At 68.5% G+C, this 20,223-nt stretch carries 24 protein-coding genes; 7 read left to right on the plus strand and 17 right to left on the minus strand.

Going from position 1 to position 20,223, the window contains the following annotated elements; all coding sequences use genetic code 11:
• Positions 1–507, plus strand: a 507-nt coding sequence (locus tag Pth03_RS40125) for a hypothetical protein (protein ID WP_203949764.1), incomplete at its 5' end; no start/stop codon positions are given.
• 293 nt (positions 508–800) lie between these two features.
• On the opposite strand, the gene Pth03_RS40130 is transcribed toward Pth03_RS40125, so the two are convergent.
• Positions 801–1,688, minus strand: a complete 888-nt coding sequence (locus Pth03_RS40130; RefSeq protein WP_203949765.1) for a LysR family transcriptional regulator — start codon at positions 1,686–1,688, stop codon at positions 801–803.
• A gap of 55 nt (positions 1,689–1,743) precedes the next feature.
• A complete protein-coding gene (locus Pth03_RS41935; protein WP_308442422.1) occupies positions 1,744–1,923 on the minus strand; it encodes a helix-turn-helix domain-containing protein in 180 nt (59 codons plus the stop codon).
• Here Pth03_RS41935 and Pth03_RS41940 point away from each other — a divergent pair.
• Positions 1,844–2,017 (plus strand): hypothetical protein, encoded by a 174-nt coding sequence (locus Pth03_RS41940; protein ID WP_239119771.1) that lies wholly within the window; start codon positions 1,844–1,846, stop codon positions 2,015–2,017. The genes Pth03_RS41935 and Pth03_RS41940 overlap by 80 nt on opposite strands.
• A 37-nt stretch (positions 2,018–2,054) precedes the next feature.
• On the opposite strand, the gene Pth03_RS40140 is transcribed toward Pth03_RS41940, so the two are convergent.
• The 5 genes from Pth03_RS40140 to Pth03_RS40160 form a co-directional block, all read right to left on the minus strand.
• Positions 2,055–2,354, minus strand: coding sequence for a helix-turn-helix domain-containing protein (locus Pth03_RS40140; protein WP_203949766.1), 300 nt, complete (start codon positions 2,352–2,354; stop codon positions 2,055–2,057).
• Between the two features lie 4 nt (positions 2,355–2,358).
• Positions 2,359–2,703 carry a type II toxin-antitoxin system RelE/ParE family toxin gene (locus Pth03_RS40145; protein WP_203949767.1) on the minus strand — a complete coding sequence of 115 codons (345 nt, stop codon included), beginning with the start codon at positions 2,701–2,703 and terminating at the stop codon, positions 2,359–2,361.
• Positions 2,704–2,956: 253 nt separating this feature from the next.
• Positions 2,957–3,880 carry a hypothetical protein gene (locus Pth03_RS40150; protein ID WP_203949768.1) on the minus strand — a complete coding sequence of 308 codons (924 nt, stop codon included), beginning with the start codon at positions 3,878–3,880 and terminating at the stop codon, positions 2,957–2,959.
• 185 nt (positions 3,881–4,065) lie between these two features.
• A complete protein-coding gene (locus tag Pth03_RS40155; RefSeq protein ID WP_203949769.1) occupies positions 4,066–4,839 on the minus strand; it encodes a phosphotransferase in 774 nt (257 codons plus the stop codon).
• 47 nt (positions 4,840–4,886) lie between these two features.
• Positions 4,887–5,513 carry a hypothetical protein gene (locus Pth03_RS40160; RefSeq protein ID WP_203949770.1) on the minus strand — a complete coding sequence of 209 codons (627 nt, stop codon included), beginning with the start codon at positions 5,511–5,513 and terminating at the stop codon, positions 4,887–4,889.
• Between the two features lie 270 nt (positions 5,514–5,783).
• Here Pth03_RS40160 and Pth03_RS40165 point away from each other — a divergent pair, with 270 nt between their 5' ends.
• Entirely contained in the window at positions 5,784–6,578 is a 795-nt protein-coding gene (locus Pth03_RS40165; protein ID WP_203949771.1) for a maleylpyruvate isomerase family mycothiol-dependent enzyme, read from the plus strand.
• Positions 6,579–6,629: 51 nt separating this feature from the next.
• Here the strand turns inward: Pth03_RS40165 and Pth03_RS40170 are convergent, their stop codons facing one another.
• Positions 6,630–7,487, minus strand: a complete 858-nt coding sequence (locus Pth03_RS40170) for a helix-turn-helix transcriptional regulator (protein ID WP_203949772.1) — start codon at positions 7,485–7,487, stop codon at positions 6,630–6,632.
• 134 nt (positions 7,488–7,621) lie between these two features.
• Here Pth03_RS40170 and Pth03_RS40175 point away from each other — a divergent pair, with 134 nt between their 5' ends.
• A complete protein-coding gene (locus tag Pth03_RS40175) occupies positions 7,622–8,323 on the plus strand; it encodes an SDR family NAD(P)-dependent oxidoreductase (RefSeq protein ID WP_203949773.1) in 702 nt (233 codons plus the stop codon).
• Positions 8,324–8,333: 10 nt separating this feature from the next.
• Here Pth03_RS40175 and Pth03_RS40180 read toward each other — a convergent pair whose 3' ends face one another.
• A complete protein-coding gene (locus Pth03_RS40180) occupies positions 8,334–9,776 on the minus strand; it encodes a sensor histidine kinase (RefSeq protein WP_203949774.1) in 1,443 nt (480 codons plus the stop codon).
• 344 nt (positions 9,777–10,120) lie between these two features.
• Here Pth03_RS40180 and Pth03_RS40185 point away from each other — a divergent pair, with 344 nt between their 5' ends.
• Positions 10,121–12,205: a xanthine dehydrogenase family protein molybdopterin-binding subunit gene (locus tag Pth03_RS40185; RefSeq protein WP_203949775.1), complete on the plus strand. Its 2,085-nt coding sequence runs from the start codon at positions 10,121–10,123 to the stop codon at positions 12,203–12,205.
• A gap of 12 nt (positions 12,206–12,217) precedes the next feature.
• On the opposite strand, the gene Pth03_RS40190 is transcribed toward Pth03_RS40185, so the two are convergent.
• From Pth03_RS40190 to Pth03_RS40205, 4 genes are all read right to left on the minus strand, one after another.
• Entirely contained in the window at positions 12,218–12,490 is a 273-nt protein-coding gene (locus tag Pth03_RS40190; protein ID WP_203949776.1) for a hypothetical protein, read from the minus strand.
• A 264-nt stretch (positions 12,491–12,754) separates the two neighbouring features.
• Complete coding sequence (locus Pth03_RS40195) at positions 12,755–13,537, minus strand: alpha/beta fold hydrolase (protein ID WP_203949777.1); 783 nt, start codon at positions 13,535–13,537, stop codon at positions 12,755–12,757.
• A 9-nt stretch (positions 13,538–13,546) separates the two neighbouring features.
• Positions 13,547–13,993, minus strand: coding sequence for an SRPBCC family protein (locus Pth03_RS40200; protein WP_203949778.1), 447 nt, complete (start codon positions 13,991–13,993; stop codon positions 13,547–13,549).
• The gene (locus Pth03_RS40205) at positions 13,990–14,346 is read right to left on the minus strand and encodes an ArsR/SmtB family transcription factor (protein ID WP_203949779.1); all 357 of its coding nucleotides are present in this window, start codon (positions 14,344–14,346) and stop codon (positions 13,990–13,992) included. Before Pth03_RS40205 ends, Pth03_RS40200 begins: the two co-directional genes overlap by 4 nt.
• Positions 14,347–14,471: 125 nt before the next feature.
• On the opposite strand from Pth03_RS40205, the gene Pth03_RS40210 reads away from it, so the two are divergent.
• Positions 14,472–15,341, plus strand: coding sequence for a TIGR03619 family F420-dependent LLM class oxidoreductase (locus Pth03_RS40210; RefSeq protein ID WP_203949780.1), 870 nt, complete (start codon positions 14,472–14,474; stop codon positions 15,339–15,341).
• A gap of 104 nt (positions 15,342–15,445) precedes the next feature.
• Here the strand turns inward: Pth03_RS40210 and Pth03_RS40215 are convergent, their stop codons facing one another.
• From Pth03_RS40215 to Pth03_RS40225, 3 genes are read right to left on the minus strand one after another with little or no spacing between them, the layout of a single operon-like run.
• The gene (locus tag Pth03_RS40215) at positions 15,446–16,504 is read right to left on the minus strand and encodes an LLM class flavin-dependent oxidoreductase (RefSeq protein WP_203949781.1); all 1,059 of its coding nucleotides are present in this window, start codon (positions 16,502–16,504) and stop codon (positions 15,446–15,448) included.
• Between the two features lie 51 nt (positions 16,505–16,555).
• Positions 16,556–18,004 (minus strand): sensor histidine kinase, encoded by a 1,449-nt coding sequence (locus tag Pth03_RS40220; protein WP_203949782.1) that lies wholly within the window; start codon positions 18,002–18,004, stop codon positions 16,556–16,558.
• Positions 18,001–18,699 (minus strand): response regulator transcription factor, encoded by a 699-nt coding sequence (locus Pth03_RS40225; RefSeq protein ID WP_275413291.1) that lies wholly within the window; start codon positions 18,697–18,699, stop codon positions 18,001–18,003. The genes Pth03_RS40220 and Pth03_RS40225 overlap by 4 nt, the downstream gene beginning before the upstream one ends.
• Positions 18,700–18,798: 99 nt before the next feature.
• Between Pth03_RS40225 and Pth03_RS40230 the strand changes: the two genes are divergently transcribed.
• Positions 18,799–19,242, plus strand: a complete 444-nt coding sequence (locus tag Pth03_RS40230; RefSeq protein WP_203949783.1) for a hypothetical protein — start codon at positions 18,799–18,801, stop codon at positions 19,240–19,242.
• Positions 19,243–19,389: 147 nt separating this feature from the next.
• Here Pth03_RS40230 and Pth03_RS40235 read toward each other — a convergent pair.
• On the minus strand, positions 19,390–20,223 hold an 834-nt coding region (locus tag Pth03_RS40235; protein WP_203949784.1), incomplete at its 5' end, for a hypothetical protein.

Genomic DNA, 20,223 nt, shown 5'->3' on the forward strand with positions numbered 1-20,223 from the left:
GCAGCCGCCACCTCCGGCGGTTCGACCAAGGCCAGCGTGGACGCGGCATACACCAGCACCGCCACCAATCCAGCAGTCGACTCCGCCGGCGTCAGCAATCCGGTGGACGTCTGCGTCGGCGCTCCGCCTTCTGTTCCGCTGCCCGCGCTGGTGGGCGGCTCGGTCGAAGCACTTGAGGAAAACTCGGCAGCGTCATCGGCGGGCGGTTCGCCCCAGCCCACGGATGCAAGGCGTCCAGCGCCGGGCTGCGTGGGCTCAGCCGACTCCGCGGATGCGTTCTCCGCGCGCGCGGCCTCCCACCACTCTTTGATTCCCGACGGGGAGCTCAACGCCGAACTGCCGTCCGACGACCACGCCCGGGCCCGCTCCCGCACCTCCGCCCACCACTCAGGACCACCGATCGGCTCCGCCGACGAACCCGACGCGCCGACGACGGAGGGTGCCGACGCGCGACGACCGGTACGGGACTCCTGCACGACACACCCCCTCGATCGAAACTCTGTTTGAATATTGGCACAACAATCACAGATTCACCATTGCTTTTGAACACAGTTTCTGCAGCATTATCAACAGTAAATATGCGGACATACTCGGCGAGTACTTGGAGGACTCCACCAAACGGCATGCACGTACTGCGGATACAAGCGCCGACATGAAAGCCAGTGCACAAGCCAAGGTTCAGGAACCGCGGAAACACGACCCCCGAAACACCCACCGAACCTCGCCGCACAACCGGAAACCCTGCATCACGCGCCGAATCAGTCCCCTGCTCGTGTTCGAACTGCTCGCGGGCGGCGGCGTCAACCGGATCTGAGCAGAGGCCGGTCGGCCGGTGAGTGCGATGCGAGTGCCGGGTGAGCGTCCGCGGATTCCTGTGCCCGCCGGCACCGCGTCGCCACCGCCACCGCGGTACGGATGAGCTGGTCTCGTGCGGCCAGCGGAATGGCTCGCGGCCAGGCCAGGACGAGCCGGGTGCTCGGCATGTCGACGACCGGGACGGCTGTGACGGACGGCCCGAGCCGGCTGGTCGTGCCCGCCCCGATCACGACCACGAGATCTCCGATCGCGACCCGGTCGACGATCTCGTCCAGGGCGATCGGCGGGCACTGCTCGCGGAACCGATCCTCACCCCGCAGGTCTTGAGCGGTCAGGCTTTCGCGTGCGGCCAGCGGGTGCCCGGCCGGGAGGAGGGCGACCGGCCCCTCGTCGAGAAGATCCGCCGTGTCCAGCCCGTCGAGGTCGTCGCTGCTGCACATCAGCGCTAGGTCGGCGGTGCCGTCCCGCAGGGCGGTGGTCAACGCGGCGGTGAACAGCATCTCGATCGGCACCGGATCAGGACCGCGCCGGTACGCGTCCAGCACCTGGGACAGCAGGCCCGCGCCGGTGCCGGGCCGGACGGCGATCACCAACCGCTCCGGACGCGCCGCCTGTTGCGTACGGCGGACCGCGCCGTCCACCGCGGCGAGTGCCTTACGGCTTTCGCGCAGGAACACATCGCCCGCCTTGGTCAGGCTGACGCTTCGGCTGGTGCGCTCGAACAGCTGGACTCCCATCCGGCGCTCCAGCCTGCTGATCGCCCGCGACAACGGCGGCTGCGCGATGCCCAGTTGCTCGGCGGCGCGTCCGAAGTGCATGTTCTCCGCCACGGCGATGAAGTAGACGAGTTCTCGCACTTCAAGTCGATCCATACCTAAAGGTACCGGTCGCGGATATCCGTCCGGCGTCGAGCAGATGGGACGGTGCTCACATCTGATCCTTCAGCGCCTGGGCCAACTGGCGCCGGGAACCGACCTGCGTCTTCCGGAAGATCTTGCGGAGGTGGTAGTCGACGGTGCCGGCGGTAATGAACAGCCGGGTCGCGATCTCGGTGTTGGTGGTGCCTTCTGCGGCGAGCCTCGCGATGGCGAGTTCCTGCGGGATCAGCCCCGAAGGGATGGCCGCGGTGCGGGGGCTGACGCTATTTGCTCAGCTGGCGGAGATGTCCCGACCACCCGGCCAGAAAATCCGCATCGCCTAATACGTCTTGTCGTTTTTCCGGCCCACAGCCACGGGAATCAGCTCGCTTCACGCAACGGTTGGAACTGAACGCTCAATCGCATTTCCAGAGCTTCCGCGAGCCGTTCCAACATGGGGATCGTCGGCATCGTTCCGCCCGCTTCGAACCGCGCCACGGCCGGCTGCTTCAGCCCTGCGCGCTCGGCCAGTTCGGCCTGAGTCATGCCTAGCTGCTCACGCCGTAGGCGTACCGCCTCCCCCAGTTCGAATCGAATCCTGGTCGCTTCGTATGCCGTGCCTGCGCCGGGGCGACTCATGATGTCAGCCCGCTTGTCGGCCCACGCCTTACGCTCTCCCATGCCTTCACCCCTCGTATGCCGTGTGGGCCTCAGCGATGCATCGCTGCATGGCCCGCCACGCACGCTCAATCTCGGCAGGCTCCCGCGTCTGCTGCTTGCGGAACACCGTCAGCATGACGATCCGCCTGCCCGGTGCTATCCAGTAGGTGACCCGTACCGCTTCACGGTCGAGGTGAAAACGCAGCTCACGCAGCTTGCCGCGAAGTTGGCGAGTGTAGGGCTCATCCAGCAGAACGCCACGCTCGGCCAGCAGGTCAACGTAGAACGACGCCGTCTCCTGACCCTCCTGATCAAGTGTGTCGAACCACTCGTCGACCTCCGGCTCTAGTTCCACCTCTCCCCAGTTCATAACATGAACGTTATAGGGGGCGCAAGTGCCGCGTCCCGAGAATACGAACATGCCGCACTCGGGAAACACCAGCACCAGCTAGAGCGACTTCTCAGTGGATTCGCCGTCGACTACAAGCTCGTCCCCGCCCCTACAACCTCTGGCGGAAGTTCCAGCACCGGACGATCTGGTCGCGCGTCAGCGGCGGCCCGTCGATGACATACTCGTGATCAAGCCATCCGGATGCCGTCCGCGTAATCCCCGAAATCGATGGCTACCAGGTCACCGCGAGCTGGCCGGCGAGGAACTTGCGCGCGTTCTTGAGCTCCGCCTGATTGATGATCTTGATGCGATCCAGCTCGGCCCGATTCTGGGCGATGATCCTCTGCTGGCTGTCGCGGTATGCCGCCTGCCGTACGCCGTAGTAGTTCGTGTCCTTCCTGCACTCCGCGTCGGCGGTGGCGGTCGCGATCTCCGCACCGGTCCCGCGCGGTTTGACGATCTGGTCGTCCGCCGGAGTGGAGGCCCATCGGGAGTCTCCCGCGGCGGCCTCGATATTCGGGTAGAAGAATCCCGCTTCCACCATGCAGTCACGCCACGCCCGATCGGCGTCACGCCGGCGCAGATCGTCGTACGCGCTCTGGGCCGCGTCGCCGGCCAGCTGCGAAAAAACCTCCTCCTTCTCCCGCAACGTGGCCGCCTTGCCTCCGAGGAGCGAAAGAGTGCCCTGATCGAGGAGCGCTTCAGCACTGCCCCTGCATCCGCCGGGAGGAATGGCCTTACCGCGGAGCGTGCGCCGCCTGCCTTCCAGGACGACCCACTGCGCATCGGACACGGAATAGCTGGTGAAGTCCTCCGTCAGCCGCGGGGGCGGACCCGCGTAGCCGTACTTCTCCACCTGCCAGTCCTCCAGCCAGGCGAGAAGGTCGGCGTTCTTCGGCCGCTCAGGCCCGTCAGCGGACGGCGGCGGGGCCTCCAACTCAATACCGAACGTCCGCGTGCAGTCGGCGAGCATCATGAACCGGGCCTTGTCGACGACCTTGTGCTCGGCCGCAGTCAGGTCATAGGCGTCCAGGGGAAGACCGAGGTCGGCGGCGGTACGCGGCGTCGGAATCTCATCCGCCCCACCCCCGAACAAGCCGCAACTCGTCACACCGGCGGCGATGAGAAGGCCGGCCAGCAGGCGGCGAGCAGACACAGCGGGAGCAAAGGTCACGACGAAATCCCATCCGGCGCAAACGGCATTCCGCCGATACTGCCACCAGGCTGCCGCCGCCAGAGAGCAATTTGATCAAGTAACCAAGCGGCCATGCCCCGGTCAGCCGTCGACGTCGTTCGGGCGCGACGCCGCGCCCGATCGTCACGAGGACCGCGGAGGCTCTGTCACGCCTCGAACAGGTGCCGATGAGCGAGGCTCCAGGCGAGTCTTCGGCCGAGTTCCTCCAGGTGCCCGTCGGCCACCCATCGGGCCTGGGGCTGGGCTCCCGCGTCTGCCAGGGTGCGGACCCGCTCGATTCCTTCCCGCTGAACGTCGATGACCGCGTCGACGAGCCCCTCGACGGACGCCAGGCCGTACACGCCGGCGAACAGTTCGAGCCGGTGACGCCGGTCGGGCGGCTGGGAGTACCCCAGCCAGCGGAGGCATTCGTCGTCGTCTCGGAACGGCGCAAGGTATTCGAGTGCGTACGCGACGTCGTGAAGCCGGTTCGCCGGGCGGGCGTAGTCCCAGTCGAGAATCCCAACGGGACGCTCGTCTCGCCACACGATGTTCCAGGGGCCGAAGTCCCCGTGGCAGACGAGTTCGCCGCCGGCCAGCCCGGTCTCGCCGGTGAACCAGGTGAGGTGATCGGGCGGGCGGAAACCGGCGACCGCGTCGTGATAATCGCGCAACAGGCGGGCGATCGCCGCCAGGCCCGCATCGCCGGCCACTTTCGCCCAGCTTTGCGGCCCGGACAGGCCGTCCAGGTAGGTCAGAACCTCGCGATCCTGTTCGTCGATTCCCCGCACGTGGGGCGAGAAGGGGAACCCGACGCCCTCGAGGTACCGGAGCAAAGCATGAACGGCCGGCGTCCACGGATGCATGGGCCTGCGGACCGTGTCGCCGATTCTGACCACCCTGCGATGCGGTGTGTCCTGCAGCACCTCTTCGTCCGCCATGCTGTAAGACGCTACCTGCGGAGGCTCAGACGGACATGCACGGTCGTTCACTCGCCGGCGGCCGGGTCCGCGGGCAGGCCGCGAAGACGCAGGTAGGCGGAGAACTCCTCCTGCGAGCGGACTCCGTGCTCCAGCACGGCGTCATAGACGTCGGTGCCTCCCACCCGGTAGGGGTAATGGGGGCTGCGGTGCCACGTCTGCTTCAGGCGCAGGATGGCCAAGCGCTGCTCCGTGGTCGCGTGGCGGGCCAACCGCTCGGCTTCGGCCCGCGTGGGCCGGTCCACCGCGTGGAGCCAGATGGTGATGTCCACCTTCCAGGGGCCCTCCGGGCCCTCATAGCGGCACACCAGGTAGTAGCGCTCATCCTCGATCCGGTCGGTGGGCCGCCGTTCTCCCCGCTCGTCGCGGTAATCCACGGCGGTCAGCCCAGGCACGCCGGCCAGCCGGGCCAGCGCCGTGAAGACGTCGGCCGCGGTGGCGTGGGGGGCGGTGAACACCACGTCCACGTCGCGCCACACCATCAGCCCCGACACCATGCTGCCGACCGCCTGCGCCGGCCCGAACCCGGCGAAGGCCTTGTCCAGCCTCAAGGCCCGCAGCACGTCGGCGGCCTCCGCTTGCAGCGCCCGCGCTCCCGCCAGGAGTTCGGCGTCGGTGATCTTCGTTTCAGGCAACTGATCCTCCCGGGTCCGGCTGCATGATCACTCCCAGGGTCCCCGAGCAGCACGTCGGGCGTCGGAGCATGCCCGAGGTCCCTCGGTGTTCAGCAGGTCACCGGCGGCGCGCACGATCTGATCCACGTCGGCATGCTGCCATCGCCCACCTCGGCGATGCATCCTCTTATCCGCTCTCCGCGGGCACAAAGGCGGAGGCGGCGCCGTTGTGGTGATCGGCGCCCTGATGCGGAGCGCCGCTGATCAGCCGGACTTTCACAGGAGTTCACGATGACCGACAGAACCGATCAGACGATCAAGGTGTTGCGCTCCGAGCTCGACGAGCTCGCCGCGCTGGTGAGGACCTTCACCGACGAGGACCTCGCCCGCCGGTCCGGCGCGGCCGAGTGGGACGTCTCCCAGGTGCTGAGCCACCTGGGCAGCGGCGCGGAGATCGCCCTCGCGGCGCTCCAGGGGGCTCTGGACGGCACCGGCTCCCCCTCCATGGATTTCATCCGGGGCGTGTGGGCGCGGTGGGACGGCATGTCACGCGTCGAACGCGCGGAGAGCTTCACCGGCGCGAACGAGGCGCTCGTGGGCCGTTTCGAGGACCTGGACGCGCAGACGCGGGCCGACCTGAGGATCGAGCTCTGGTTCCCCGGAGAGCCGGCGGACGTGGGCACGCTGGGCGGCATGCGGCTCAACGAGTTCGCCCTCCACACCTGGGACGTCAAGGTCGCGTTCGATCCCGCGGCGGCGCTCGACCCGGAGGCCATCGACCTGCTGATCGGCCGTGGTCACGCCCTCGTGGGATTCCTCGGCAAGCCTGAGGGGCTGGGCGGCCGTCGCGCGGCCGTCGCCGTCCACCTCACGTCCCCGGAGCGCTCTTTCGGGCTCGACGTCGCCGAGGCCGTGACCATCGCCGACGTTCCGGCCGCCCCTGACGCCACCCTGACCGCCCCCGCCGAATGGTGGCTGCGCATGGTCTCCGGCCGCCACGCCCCCGAGCACACTCCGGCCACGGTGGAAGTCACCGGAGACGCCGTCACCCTCGACGACCTGCGCCGCGTGTTCCCCGGTTTCTGATCCCGCGAAGGCCCTGGACGGCGATCGCCCGGGGCCTTCGCATCCTGGCGTTCAGCGGGCGGCGTCGCGGTCGCCGACCTCCGCACCCCGTTCATCGGTGGCCGCGAGCGATCCCAGGAGGGCGAGGGCCTGGGCGGTGCCGGTTCCAGGTTGGGCGTGATAGATGACGAGCTGCTGCCCGCCGGTTCCGGGGATGTCGAGCTTCTCGTGGCGCAGAAGCAGCTCACCGACCAGCGGGTGCCGCATGCGGCTCGTGCCGTCCCTTCGATGCCCGACATCGGCGCGAGCCCAGAGAGTGCGGAAACGATCGCTGCGGAGGGACAGCTCACCGACCAGGGCCGTCAGGTTCGGGTCGTCGGGGTCGGCGCCGGCCTTCGCGCGGAGGCCGCCGACGACACCTGCCGTCGCGCGTTCCCAATCGACGTGAAGCTCGCGCTCTTCCGGGTCGAGGAAGATCTGTCGCACCAGGTTCCTGCCGGGGGCGTAGTTCGGGGACAACGCACGGGCCGGCGAGTTCGCGGCGAGCACGTCCATGTATCTGCCGACCACGTAGGCGGGCAGCGCGAGTTGCCCGACGAGCTGCGCCATCCCGGCGGGAACGGACTCGGCGCGCGGCCGCCTTCGACGGCGGGCCTCGGGGCGGGCCAGGTCGTGCAGGTGAGCGGTGGCGGCCGCGTCGAGCCGCAACGCCTTGGCCAGTGCGTCGAGCACCTGGCCGGACGGATGCTGGTCGCGTCCTTGCTCCAGGCGCAGGTAGTAGTCGGAGCTGATGCCGGCCAGCATCGCCAGTTCCTCGCGACGAAGGCCGGGCACCCGTCTGCGCTCGCCGGGGACCAGTCCCACATCCCCCGGACGAAGCAGATCGCGTCGTGCGCGCAGGAAGGCGCCCAGAGCGTTCGTTTCTTGCACCTTTCGAGGCTAACCGCGGTCGAGCCAGACCTGACTGTCCCTGTCAGTCCCAGGATGAGCAGGACATACCGCCCAATCCTCGCGCCGGTCCACCCTCGAGATCACGACCAACGATCGAACTGAGGGAGGGCTCCATGCCCATCGCACTCGTCACCGGCGCCAACAAGGGCCTCGGCCGCGAAACCGCCCGCCGTCTCATCGAGCTCGGCTACACCGTCTACATCGGGGCCCGCGATGCGCGGCGCGGCCGGACGGCGGCTGACGACCTGGGTGCGCGGCTCACGCTTCTCGACGTCACCGACGACACCTCCGTGGCCGAGGCCGCGGCCCAGCTCACCGGCGAGGAGGGCAGGCTGGACCTCTTGATCAACAACGCGGGAGTCTTCGAAGGCATGGTGAAGCCCGAAGACGTCTCGATCGCTGAGATGCGCCGCGTCTACGACGTGAACGTCTTCGGCGTCGTGCGCGTCACGCAGGCCTTCCTCCCCCTGCTTCGGGCGTCAGAATCGCCAGTGATCGTCAACGTCAGCAGCGGGCTCGGCTCGTTCGGGACCGTCACCGACTCCGCCAAGCACGAAGCCGCGTTTTCCCTGCCCGTGTACGGATCGTCGAAGGCGGCGGTGAACATGCTCACCGTGCAGTACGCCAAGGGCCTGCCGGACATCCGCATCAACGCGGTCGAGCCCGGCTTCACCGCGACCGACCTGCACGGCATGAGCGGACACGGGATTCAGACGGTCGAGGAGGGCGCCGAGGCGATCGTGCGGCTGGCCACCATCGGCTCGGACGGGCCGACCGGCACCTTCGCCGATCGCACCGGAATCCTGCCGTGGTGATCGGCGAGGTTCAAGATCCGCCTCTGTGCAGCACCCGGAGCGCCCTCCGCCCGCGGGGCTTGGGCCCGACCCCGTCGGAGTGCTCCTCGCCAGAACCGGAGGCGCCGTTCACGGTGGCGGACGTGGGGATGCACATGACGAAACGTGCCCCTCGTTCACTGTCCTTGATGGTCAAGGTGCCCCCGTGTGCCTCGGCGATCTCCCGTGCGATCGCCAGCCCCAGCCCGGTTCCGCCCGCGTCCCGGTCGCGCGAGGCCTCCAGCCGGGTGAAGCGGTCGAAGACGATCTCACGGTGCTCGGGGGCGATTCCCGCGCCGTCGTCGACGACCTCCAGGACGGCCCTCGACCCGTCGGCTCGAACGCTGACGGTGATCCGGGAGTTGGCGTGGCGTTCGGCGTTGTCGAGGAGGTTCACCAGCACTCGGATGACCCGCAGCCGGTCGCAGTTGATGACGATGTCCCCCTGAAGCTCTCTGACGATCTCCTTGCGGTAGGTCCGGCGGTCCAGTTCGGCGCCGACCAACTGGCCCAGATCGGTCGGCTGGCGGTTGAGCGGAGCACGCGCGTCCAGGCGGGCGAGGGCCAGCAGGTCGGTCACGATCGCCTGAAGCCGCTCCACCTGGACGAGCACCTCATCGGCCCCCGCCGGCCAGTCGACGTCGTCCGGGTGCATGAGCGCCTCTTCCAGTTGAGCCCGCATGGCGGTGATCGGGCTGCGCAGGTCGTGGGAGGCGTCCGAGGTGAAACGCCGTAACCGCTCATACGCGCTCTGGAGACGGTCGAGGGTGTCGTTCACCGTTTCCGCCAGGGACTTGATCTCCATGTACCTGCTGGAGACGGGGACCCGGCGGTCGAGACCGGTGGCCGTTATCTCCGCCAGCTCCGCCCGGATGGCGTTCACCGGAGCCATGGCCTTGGTGAGATCACGGAACACCCAGCCGGCCATCATCGTGGTCGCCACCACGGACACGCCGATCGCCAGCAACAACGTCGTGGTGCTTCCGTACCAGGGGACCACCGGCGCCGCTATGTAGAGCAGCCAGAACCCGCCCGGTTGATAGACCTTGTACGCGACGACGGTCAGGCAGCCCCTCAGCCCGGCCGGAGGGCACAGCACCTGGGTGGCGCGCACGTTGGAGGTGGTCGAATGAAAAGTCGCCATCGCGGGCTTGCCGACGAGTTGCGGGGTGGCCGCGACGACCTGCCCGCGTTCGTCGACGACCTGTATCGCCGTGACCCTGCTGTACGGCAGCAGCGACGGGAGGGGGCCCTGCCGGATCAAGGGCACCACACGGTCCCAGGCCCCGGTGATCCGAGACTGGGCGCTGTCGGCCTCCTTGTTGCCCGCGAAGAAGAGGAAGAGCAGGCTGACGCCGACACAAACGAGGGCCGCGACGACGCCTGTCGCCGCGGTCCGACGAGCCCGAAACGACGTTCGGGACCCGTTCGGCATCTGACCCCCCCGGACACGAGATGCTCACCCCTACGTAAAGAGAACTCTGACATATCGCCATAACGTCCCGTGGTTGGGCAAAGTTTTGAACCCGCGGCGCGTGATCACAACTGCCGCGGAGCCATGTCCGGCCCACAAGCCGTGAAATACCGGCCAATCTGACAGCAACGGGCATGCGCAGTGATCTCGCCACGAGGCGGCGAAGGCCGTATTGGGCGGCGTCAGGGCTCAGCGAGCAGAGAAAAAGTTTTCCGTCAAACAGGCTCATGTTTGCCTATAGATGGAAATCACCCAGAGAGCGCAGACAGCCGCCATTGTCGTACGCTCACTAAGCTGGTGATTGCATGACGCTCACGGGCGCCCAGGCGGTCGGCGCGGCCGTCGACCGGATCGAGGCGAAAGAGAAGATCACCGGGACGGCCCGCTACGCGTTCGAGCACACACCGGACCACGGCACCGCCTACACCATGCCGGTCCAGTCGGTCATCGCCCGGGGCGAGGTCACCGACGTGGACGTCGAGGCCGCGCTCGCCCTGCCCGGCGTCATCGCCGTGATCTGGTACGGCAACGCCCCTCGCCTGGGCGCCACCGACGACCGCGAACTCGCCCTTTTCCAGTCGAACCGGGTGGCCTACCGAGGGCAGATCGTGGCGGCGGTGGTGGCCGAGACGATCGAGGCGGCCCGCGAGGCGGCAGGCCGGGTTCGGGTCACGTACAGCCAGGAGCCGCACGACGTGGTCCTGCGGGCCGACGACCCGAAGATGTACAAGCCCCCGAAGGTGGCCCCCAACTACCCGACCGACACCGAGTCGGGCGACCCGGACACGGCCCTGCGTGAGGCGGCAGTCAGCGTGGACCTGACCTACACCACGCCCGCCCAGCACAACAATCCGATGGAGCCGCACGCCACAGTTGCCGTCTGGGAGAACGGCGGCCTCACCCTTTACGACTCCAACCAGGGCGCGTCGGTGGTCCGCGATGTCCTGGCCAAGCTGTTCGAGCTCGCCCCCGACCAGGTGCACGTGATCTCACCCCACGTCGGCGGCGGGTTCGGCTCAAAGCTTGCGCCCCATCCCCCGATCGTCCTCGCCGTGATCGCCGCCAAGGTGACCCGCCGGGCGGTGAAGGCGGCGGCGACACGGCAACAGATGTTCTCCCTCGTGGGCTACCGCACCCCGATCATCCAGCGGGTCCGCCTGGGCGCCGGCCGGGATGGCAGGCTGACGGCGATCATCCATGACGCCTTCGAACAGACCTCGACGCTCATGGAGTTCGCCGAGCAGACGACGACCCCCACCCGCATGATGTACGCGGCGCCCAACCGGCGCACGACCCATCGGCTGACCGCCCTCGACGTGCCGACCCCGACCTTCATGCGGGCGCCCGGCGAGTGCCCGGGGATGTTCGCCCTGGAGTCGGCGATGGACGAGCTGGCCATCGCCTGCGGGATGGACCCTGTCGAGCTGCGCGTGCGAAACGAACCCGAGCTGGACCCGGAGCGGGGCGTGCCGTTCAGTTCCCGCAATCTTGTGGCCTGCCTGCGCGAGGGAGCGGCCCGGTTCGGATGGGCGGAGCGCGACCCCGCCCCTGGCGTGCGCAGAAACGGAAGGTGGCTGGTCGGGACGGGTGTGGCGTCCTCGACCTACCCGACCGTCCGCCGCCCGTCGCAGGCCTCGGCGCGGGCGGATACCGACGGCAGGTTCACCGTGCGGGTCGCCGCCGCCGACATCGGAACGGGTGCGCGAACGGCGCTGACCCAGATCGCCGCCGACGCGCTCCGTGTGCCCCTCGACAGGGTGCGGGTCGAGGTCGGTGACAGCGCCTTTCCGACCGCGCCCATCGCCGGCGGGTCGATGGGCACCGCCTCCTGGGGCACGGCGGTCGTGCGGGCCTGCGAGTCGCTGCTGGAAGAGATGGACCGGCGGGGCGGCACGCTGCCGCTCGAGACGCGGGCCGACACGGCCGAGGAGATCGCGTCGCAGCCGCCGCTGTCGCGTCATGCCTTCGGGGCGCAGTTCGCCGAGGTCAGGGTCGATATGGACACCGGCGAGGTACGGGTGCCCCGCCTGCTCGGCGTCTTCGCCGTCGGCCGCGTGATCAATCCCAAGACGGCGAGATCGCAGTTCATCGGCGGCATGACGATGGGCGTCGGCATGGCGTTGATGGAGGAAAGCGTCATGGACGTGGAATTCGGCGACTACCTCAACCACGACTTCGCGCAGTACCACGTCGCGGCGTGCGCCGACGTGCCTCACATCGAGGCGTACTGGGTCGATGAGGAGGACACCCGGATCAACCCGATGGGATCCAAAGGCATCGGTGAGATCGGCATCGTCGGCACGGCGGCCGCCGTGGCCAACGCGGTCCACCACGCCACCGGCATCCGGGTGCGCGACCTGCCCATCCGCATCGACCGGCTGCTGCTCTGAGACGCCGGGACCTCACTCGGCGGGTCTGGCGTCCAGGTGCTTCGTCACGGGCGGAGCCGGAGTGCGACCGGCGGGCGGGTATTCGCAGTCGAGCTGGCTGACGTCCACATCCCTGCTGCTGTTCCAGCCCTCACCTTCCTGGGCGGTGTAGACGAACGTGCAGGCTCTGCCATGCTCGTCGGCGAAGTTGGAGACATAGATCTCGTCGTCGGTGGCGCACCCCGTCAACGTCAGTGCGGCCACTCCGAGTGCTACACACAACACCTTGGCGCGTCGGCCGTTCATATCCGGATCGTACGTTCTGGAATGGTTAACGCACTGCGACCATCCATTGAAGATCGGTGTTATTGGCGGGCCGCCGCACACTTTCTTCTCACCGTCAAGAGTATTCAGCGGTGAGGAAATGCATTCGCTCCCATCACAGCGGATCACCATAGTGTGGGTGCGGTCAGGCACATCGGATCAATCGAACGGTGAAAAATCCGACGCTGTCCTCCTCGGTGGCGCCCTGCGGTTCCACGAGCCATCAGTACGCCATCTTCTCGATGGTCAGACGCCGAAGAACGCGGTCAGGACAGGTGCCAGCGCTTCCGGGGCCACGTCGTGCGTCTGGCCGTCGAGCGTCCGGTGCTCCGCTGCAGGGAGTGCGTCCGTGGTGGCCTTCGCCGCCTGCCGGAGTCCCTGAGGGCTGTCGCCTCCGGAGAGCACGAGCGCCGGAACGGTTATCGACGACGCCTGTTCGCGCGGCACGACGCCACCGGCGAGCACCGCGTCGTCGTACGCGAGCGTCGGGGCGATCTCCTCGAGTACGGCCCAGCCCGGCTGCGCCCGGATGCCGTCGACCGCCTCGGCGGGCACGCCGACATGCGTCATGAACAGGGCCACTGCATCGCCCCTGCGTCCGTCGGCGAGCAATTCGCGCAGCCGCCTCGTGTACGCCTCCGCGCGTGCGCCGTCTTCCACCTCGGCGAGGAACGGCGGCTCGTACAACGCCAGCTTGGTGATGCCGGGCCCGGCCGCCGCGGTCGTCAGGGCGAGAGCCGCGCCGGAGGAGATGGCGTAGACGTACGCCTCCCCACCGGCCTGGGCGATGAGGGCCTGGAGGTCCTCGACCTCACGGGCGACCGCGTAGGGCGAGGTGTCGGAACTTTCGCCCCGGCCGCGGCGGTCGTAGACGTAAATGGTGAAGGCGTCCCGCAGCAGCGAGGCGAGAGGGCGCATCGGCCCCGCCGCGCGATGGCACATGGCGCCGTCGACGAGGATGAGCGCCGGCCCGGTGCCGTCGCGCTCGTAGGCGATGGTCGTGCCGTCGCCCGATGTGACCGTCGGCATCGTGTTCTCCTATCGGTCGAGACCGGCCAGGTAGGCGTCGAAGCGGTCGAGGCTGGTGGCGAAGCCCGCCCTCGCCTGGGCGCTGAGGTAGGCGGCCGGCACGTTGGTCTGATGGGTGATCACCTCGGTGCGCCCGTCGTGCAGATCGACGAAGGTGACCGTCGTGCGCATGCCGCCTTCGACGTCGGCCTCCACCCACACCAGCAACTCCGGACGGCGTATCTCCACGTAGACGGCGCGCATGGTGTGCGTGCTCCCGTCGGCGTCGCTGACCATGGTCGTCTCGAAGACGCCGCCGGGCCGCAGGTCGACGGTGATGTCGGCGACAGGGGTGGTCGTGCCGGCCGGACCCCAGAAATGGGCGAGGTGCTCCGGCGTGGTCATGCAGTCGAACACCAACTCGGGCGGCGCGTGGTGGACGCGCCGGTAGGTGAGCTCACCGGTCTGGGTCGTCACGGCTTGTCCTCATTCTTCGCTCTCCCGGCCTGCAGGGCGGCCAGGTGCTCGCTGAGACGGTCGTGGCGGTCGGCCCAGATCTGGCGGTGCCGTTCGATCCAGCCGACGGCGGCGTCGAGGTTCTCGGTGTCGAGAACGCAGGGCCGCGCCTGCGCCGTCCGGGTCCGCGTGATCAGGCGGGCACGCTCGAGCACCTTCAGATGCTTGGAGATCGCCTGCTGCGTCATCGCGAACGGTTCGGCGAGCTGGTTCACCGTCGCCTCCCCCAGCGCCAGGCGTTCCACGATCGCCCGCCTGGTGGGGTCGGCCAACGCCGAGAACACCAAGCTCAGCTCGTCTTCCACGACTGCCATGCGCCCGACCATATCCACAACCACCCATTTGCACAACCAATAGGTTGTGGAAGTGTTTGCCTTGACGCCGATGACAGGGTTCTAGCGTGTCCGCGAAAGGCATCGGTTCGGCCGGAGGACGTGCGATGAAATTCGCGATCAGCTACAACTTCGCCTACTACGGCGTGGACCCCGAGAAGATCACGGGGTATGCCCGGCATGCCGAAGACTGCGGCTTCGAGGCGTTGTACGTGCCTGAGCACATCGTGCTGTATCCCGGTGCCAAGGCCGGCTCCTTCGAGATCCCGCCGGCGACGCCGTACGCGGATCCGCTCGACTGCCTGGCCTTCGTCGCCGCGGCGACGCGGCGGATCACGCTCGGCACGGGCGTGCTGCTCCTGCCGTACCACCACCCCGTGATCCTCGCCAAGCGCCTGGCGACCATCGACGTGCTGTCCAAGGGACGCATGCGGCTGCTGACCGTGGGGGTCGGCACGCTGCTCGGAGAGGCCCAGGCGGTGGGGGTCGACTTCAGCAGCCGAGGCCGCCGCGCCGACGAGGCGATCGACGTGATGCGGCTGCTCTGGGCAGGGGGGGAAGACGGCGTCAGCTTCGCCGGGGAGTTCTTCGCGTTCGACGACATATGCCAGTTCCCCAAGCCGTACGGGGTCACCGGCCTGCCCATCCATGTCGGCGGATCGAGCCGGGCGGCGGCACGGCGAGCCGGGCGACGCGGCGACGGCTACTTTCCGGGCGGCGCCCTCCATCCGGACGAGCGGGCCGCCCAGATGGACGTGGCCCGGTCGGCCGCCGTCGAGGCCGGCCGCGACCCGGAGGCGCTGGAGTACACCCGATGGGGATCCATCGACATGACCTCAGAGCAGGTCGAGTCATTCGCCGCACAGGGCGTGACCCGGTTGGTCGTGAGCCCCACGACCGCCGACCCGGCGCAACAGCACGACCAGATGTCCGCGTTCGCCGAGCGATTCTCCCTGCTCGACGGGCCGCGCGGCTGAGGCCGTCTTTGCGCGATCGAGCGGCCATGGCAGGTCAGGCGCCCCCATGGCCGCTTCTCGCCGGCGTCGATGTCCTCTTCAGACCGGCCCCGTACCGCGGCGGTTCAGCCGTTCGTCGTGGCGGCCGGTTCCTGCGCGAGCAGTTCCCGCACCCGCGGCACGACCTCCTCGCCGTAAAGACGGATCGCGGTCATGAGCTTCTCGTGCGCGAGCGGGCCCGAGCTGTACTTCAGCGAGAAGTGCTGGACGCCGAGCGCGCGCACGGTCTTGGCCATCTTCGCGGCCACCGTCTCCGGCGATCCGACGTACAACGACCCCTCGTCGGCCTCCGCCTCGAAGCGGCCGCGCGTCGTCGGGCCCCATCCGCGCTCGCGGCCGATGCGGTCGTGCATGGCCTTGTAGTGCGGCCAGAGCTCCTCGCGCGCCTGCTTGTCGGTCTCGGCGATGTAGCCCGGCGAGTGCACGCCCACGGGCAGCTTCGGCAGCTCAAGCTGGGTGAGCGCACGGTGATACAGGTCGACGTACGGGGCGAACCGTTCCGGCTCCCCACCGATGATCGCGAGCATGAGCGGCATCGCGTAGCTCGCCGCCCGCACCACGGACTGAGGGCTTCCGCCCACACCGACCCACGTGCGCAGGCGGCCGGACTCCGTCTTCGGGTAGACGTGCTGGTCCTTCAGGTCGGGGCGCAGCTTGCCCTGCCACGTGACCGGTCCCTCCGGCAGCAGGTGGAAGAACAGGTCGAGCTTCTCCTCGAACAGCTCCTCATACTTCGCCAGGTCGTAGCCGAACAGCGGGAACGACTCCGTGAACGAGCCGCGACCGAGGATGATCTCCGCCCGTCCCTTGGACACCGCGTCCAGCGTGGCGAACTTCTCGAACACGCGCACCGGATCGTCCGAGCTGAGCACGGTCACCGCGGTGCTGAGCCGGATCCGCTCCGTACGGCTGGCGATCGCCGCCAGCACGATCTCCGGAGCCGACACGGCGAAGTCGTCCCGGTGGTGCTCACCGATGCCGATCACGTCGATGCCCACGCTGTCGGCGAGCACGGCCTCCTCGACGACGTTGCGGATCACCTGCGCGTACGGCAGGCGGTTTCCGTCCGCGTCGACGGTGACGTCACCGAACGTGTCGACAGCGAACTCAAGTGGTTCGGACATCTTCGCCTCTTTCTCTGCGGCTCAAGCAGTAGACGGAACCATGACGCCGTGTCAGGCATTCCGCCCAGCCTGGACGGCTTCGACGGAGGTCACGACGGTGATCGCGGGAAAACGGGCCGACAGGCAGGCGCCCGGGCCGTCGTCGGTCACCTCGAGGGTGCCGCCGTGCAGCAGGGCGACGTCTCTGGCGATGGCGAGCCCCAGTCCGCTGCCTCCGGCATCTCGTGCCCGGGCCTCGTCGAGGCGGGTGAAGCGGGAGAACACGGCCTGACGGTGCTCCGCCGGAATGCCGGGGCCGTCATCGCGCACCTCTAGTACGGCGAAGCCTGACTCGCCGGACACGCTCACCTGTACCGAGGAGGCGGCATGCCGTACGGCGTTGTCGACGAGGTTGGCGATCAGTCTGGTGAGGTGTTGCGGGGAGCCGTGCACGAGGGTGTCAGGCGCGATGTGGAGCGTGACCCGGATGCCGGGGAACGGGCGCGGGCGTGCCGCCTCCTCGGCGGCCAGCTGTCCCAGGTCCACCTCCTCCGCGCTCAGAGGTTCGCCCGCGTCGAGCCTGGCGAGCAGCAGCAGGTCGGCGGTGAGCTTCTGCAAGCGCTCGACCTCGACCAGCGACTCCCGCGCGAACGCGGCGTCGCGGGCCACCTCCAATCGGGTTCGCAAGATCGCGATGGGGCTGCGCAGCTCATGTGCGGCGTCCGCGACGAACCGCTTGTGCTGGCCGACCGCGCGCTCCAACCGGTCCAACGTCGCGTTCACCGTACGGGCGAGGGCGGCGATCTCGTCCTGCGACCTCGGCACCGGCACCCGCCGGTGCAGATCGCTCGCGGTGATCTCGGCCACCTGGGCGCGGATGGCCGACACAGGGGCCAGCGCCCTTCCGACGATGACCCAGGTGAGAAGCGCGACGAGCAGCAGGAGCCCGGGGACACCGGGCACCAGAACCCGGTACAGGGTGTCGAGCGCGTTACGGGCCGGGGCAAGGGAGGACCGGGCCTGTACGGTCACGCCGTTCGCTTTGAGCCCCGGGACCGTCAGGGTGGCCAGTGCGTAGTCACCCGCACCCGCCCATGATGCGGAGGCAGAAGCCAGGCACGCCACCGAACCGGTGCCGACGGGCAGACTGCCGGTGGCGGTCGGCCCGGGCGTGGTCGAGGGCTTCGGGCAGGTGACGGGCGCGGGAGCCGTGTGTTTCGCCGTTCCCATGGTCTGCGGAACGAGGCGGACATCGGGATCGGACAGGGTGAACGACCCGGCCGGAGCTCCCGATGGGAGCGTGCCGGCGACCTGGGCGGCGTATGGCACCGCGGCCTCCGCGCGCCGGACCGCCTCGGTGGTGGCGCTGGCCTTCAGGCTCCCGCGCAGCGCGGAGGCCAGCACGAGCGCTGACGCGCCCAGCGCGAGGGCGACCACCAGCGTCGCCGCCACCGTCGCGCGCACGCGGACGGACGCCGTGGCCTGGGCCGGACTCCAGGAGGCCCGACGCGGAGGCTTCACCGTGCGCCGTCCAGCCGATAGCCGGCGCCGCGTACCGTCACGAGGGAGTTCCGCCCGAAGGGCGCGTCGATCTTGCGGCGCAGAGCGCTGATGTAGACCTCGACGATGTTCGGGTCGCCGTCGTAGCTGAAGTCCCAGGCCTGAGCCAGGAGATCGCGCTTGGAGACCACCTCTCCTGCGCGCCTGGCCAGGCCGTGCAGGACGGCGAACTCCTTGGGCGTCAGCGCGATCTCCGTATCCCCCCGCAGGCAGCGCATGCCTGCGGGGTCCACCGTGAGGTCGCCCACCGTGAGCGACACGGGCCGCTCGCGTCCGCCCCGGCGCACCAGAGCCCGCAGCCGGGCGAGCAGCACCACATACGAGAACGGCTTGGACAGGTAGTCGTCGGCCCCGTTGTCGAGTGCCTCCGCCTCGTCGTGCACACCGTCCTTCGCGGTCAGCATCATGATCGGCGTCCAGTCGTCCGCCTGCCTGAGCCGCGCGCAGAGCGCGTACCCGTTGAGCCGCGGGAGCATCACGTCGACCACGATCACGTCGTAGGTGTTCTCCGTCGCCATCCACAGGCCGTCCCGCCCGTCCTGGGCGATGTCCACGGCGAAACCCTCTTCGGCCAGCCCAGCCTTGATCAACTCCGCCAGGCGGAGTTCGTCCTCTACCAGCAGCATGCGCACGCGGGCCAGCCTCTCGCAGCCCACCTAAAGCGAACCTGAAGACGTGTTCGGCGGCCTTCAGCGTGACTTCAGGTGCGACCGGCGAGTCTCGGCCCGATTCATTCGATCATCTAGGAGATCAATATGATCAATCGCCGTATCGCCGTCACCGGGACTGCCGTGGCACTCCTGCTGACCGGCGTGCTCGCCGCCTCTGCGAGTGCGGACGGCCCCACACCGGTGTCCGGCAGCAAGAGCTCTTTCGTCTGCGTCGACCAGAACGGCAAGAAACTCGAAGCCACCCCGCTGGTGAGCGTCCCGCACCCCTCCCAGGGCGGCCTCACGGCGTCGCTCGTGGAGGCCGGTGTCCCGGCCGTGCCGTACGGCGACCAGAAGGCGAAGCGGACGGCTCCCGCACCGACGGCGGCAGTTCGGCTCACCCCGGCAGAGGTCGTTGCCAAGGGTGGTCGTCTGACCCCGGCCGCCGCCGCACCGGCCATCAAGGCGTCCCAGGCGGTGGCCGTCAAGGTCGGGCACTTCTCGACCGCGCCGGGCAAAGCCGGGGCTGTCAGCTGCCACGAGAAGTGAATCTCTGGTGCCCGCCGTCCGTCAGACGGCGGGCACGAGACCTGACCGCGACACGCGCCGACCGGTAGCGGCCGGCGCACGAACAAGGCTGTTTCCGGCTGCTCAGGCTTGTGACACTGCGAGGCATGACCATCCACGCTCGGCCGGTCACAGATCGTCCCACCCCCACGGCGCCGACGGGCTCCCGTCAGGCTCTCGCCCGAACCGGAACTGCCTGCGCCCGGCGGGATTGAATTCCACGAAGACATCGAAGAATCCGGCATTCGCCGCGTGAACTGCCACTTCAGCTGCCACCTCAGCGGCCTTGGCTGATTTCAACTCCCGAAGGAGCTCGGCCAGACCTGTGCGGTCGTCAAGGTCGACACGCTCGGCGAGACCGGAGGCCAAGAGTTCTTCGATCTGCTTGTGCGCGTTCTTTTCACGAAGGCTCCTAATTTGCCGAGCCAGAGCGGCGGGCTGATCCACGGCAGCGGAACGACCGTTGTCCGAACCTGCGATCCGAGCGTCCGTCAACGGCACCTGGAATGCTTCGGACGGTTGCGCTGCACCGCTCTGGATTTCGGTGGCGAGATGCTCTGCCACCCGGGTGGCCAACTCAATGGCCTGATCCGCATGGCCTGTCTTCCTGAGCATCTCCATCATGGTTCCGACACCGCGCAGATCATGTACTGCGACGTGGCGGACGGGATCACGACGCAACACAGCCTCGATCTGATCCACCTGCCCCGCCTTCCGGAACGCGTCGAGCAGGTCGGCGACCGCATCCGGATCGTCGAGAGGAACACCTTGGGCGGCACGCTCGGCCAGCACCGCGACCTCGTCCGTCCGGCCTGCCGCCTGCAGAGCCTCCAGCAATCTTGCCATGCCGTATCGATAATCGAGAGAAGCCTCGACAGCGACCCGCCTGGCCAGCGCCACAACCTGATCCGCATAACCCGCCTGCTGAAACGCCTTCAGCAAACCGGCGAGGCCATAACCTAC

The sequence above is a fragment of the Planotetraspora thailandica genome, from assembly GCF_016863335.1.
Taxonomy (GTDB): domain Bacteria; phylum Actinomycetota; class Actinomycetes; order Streptosporangiales; family Streptosporangiaceae; genus Planotetraspora; species Planotetraspora thailandica.

Excerpts from the sequence above, each read along its gene's own strand:
- Pth03_RS40130 (WP_203949765.1), bottom strand. The coding sequence starts at position 1,688 with ATGGATCGACTTGAAGTGCGAGAACTCGTCTACTTCATCGCCGTGGCG.
- Pth03_RS41940 (WP_239119771.1), top strand. The coding sequence starts at position 1,844 with ATGAACAGCCGGGTCGCGATCTCGGTGTTGGTGGTGCCTTCTGCGGCG.
- Pth03_RS40140 (WP_203949766.1), bottom strand. The coding sequence starts at position 2,354 with ATGGGAGAGCGTAAGGCGTGGGCCGACAAGCGGGCTGACATCATGAGT.
- Pth03_RS40145 (WP_203949767.1), bottom strand. The coding sequence starts at position 2,703 with ATGAACTGGGGAGAGGTGGAACTAGAGCCGGAGGTCGACGAGTGGTTC.
- Pth03_RS40155 (WP_203949769.1), bottom strand. The coding sequence starts at position 4,839 with ATGGCGGACGAAGAGGTGCTGCAGGACACACCGCATCGCAGGGTGGTC.
- Pth03_RS40165 (WP_203949771.1), top strand. The coding sequence starts at position 5,784 with ATGACCGACAGAACCGATCAGACGATCAAGGTGTTGCGCTCCGAGCTC.
- Pth03_RS40175 (WP_203949773.1), top strand. The coding sequence starts at position 7,622 with ATGCCCATCGCACTCGTCACCGGCGCCAACAAGGGCCTCGGCCGCGAA.
- Pth03_RS40180 (WP_203949774.1), bottom strand. The coding sequence starts at position 9,776 with ATGCCGAACGGGTCCCGAACGTCGTTTCGGGCTCGTCGGACCGCGGCG.
- Pth03_RS40185 (WP_203949775.1), top strand. The coding sequence starts at position 10,121 with ATGACGCTCACGGGCGCCCAGGCGGTCGGCGCGGCCGTCGACCGGATC.
- Pth03_RS40190 (WP_203949776.1), bottom strand. The coding sequence starts at position 12,490 with ATGAACGGCCGACGCGCCAAGGTGTTGTGTGTAGCACTCGGAGTGGCC.
- Pth03_RS40195 (WP_203949777.1), bottom strand. The coding sequence starts at position 13,537 with ATGCCGACGGTCACATCGGGCGACGGCACGACCATCGCCTACGAGCGC.
- Pth03_RS40205 (WP_203949779.1), bottom strand. The coding sequence starts at position 14,346 with ATGGCAGTCGTGGAAGACGAGCTGAGCTTGGTGTTCTCGGCGTTGGCC.
- Pth03_RS40210 (WP_203949780.1), top strand. The coding sequence starts at position 14,472 with ATGAAATTCGCGATCAGCTACAACTTCGCCTACTACGGCGTGGACCCC.
- Pth03_RS40215 (WP_203949781.1), bottom strand. The coding sequence starts at position 16,504 with ATGTCCGAACCACTTGAGTTCGCTGTCGACACGTTCGGTGACGTCACC.
- Pth03_RS40230 (WP_203949783.1), top strand. The coding sequence starts at position 18,799 with ATGATCAATCGCCGTATCGCCGTCACCGGGACTGCCGTGGCACTCCTG.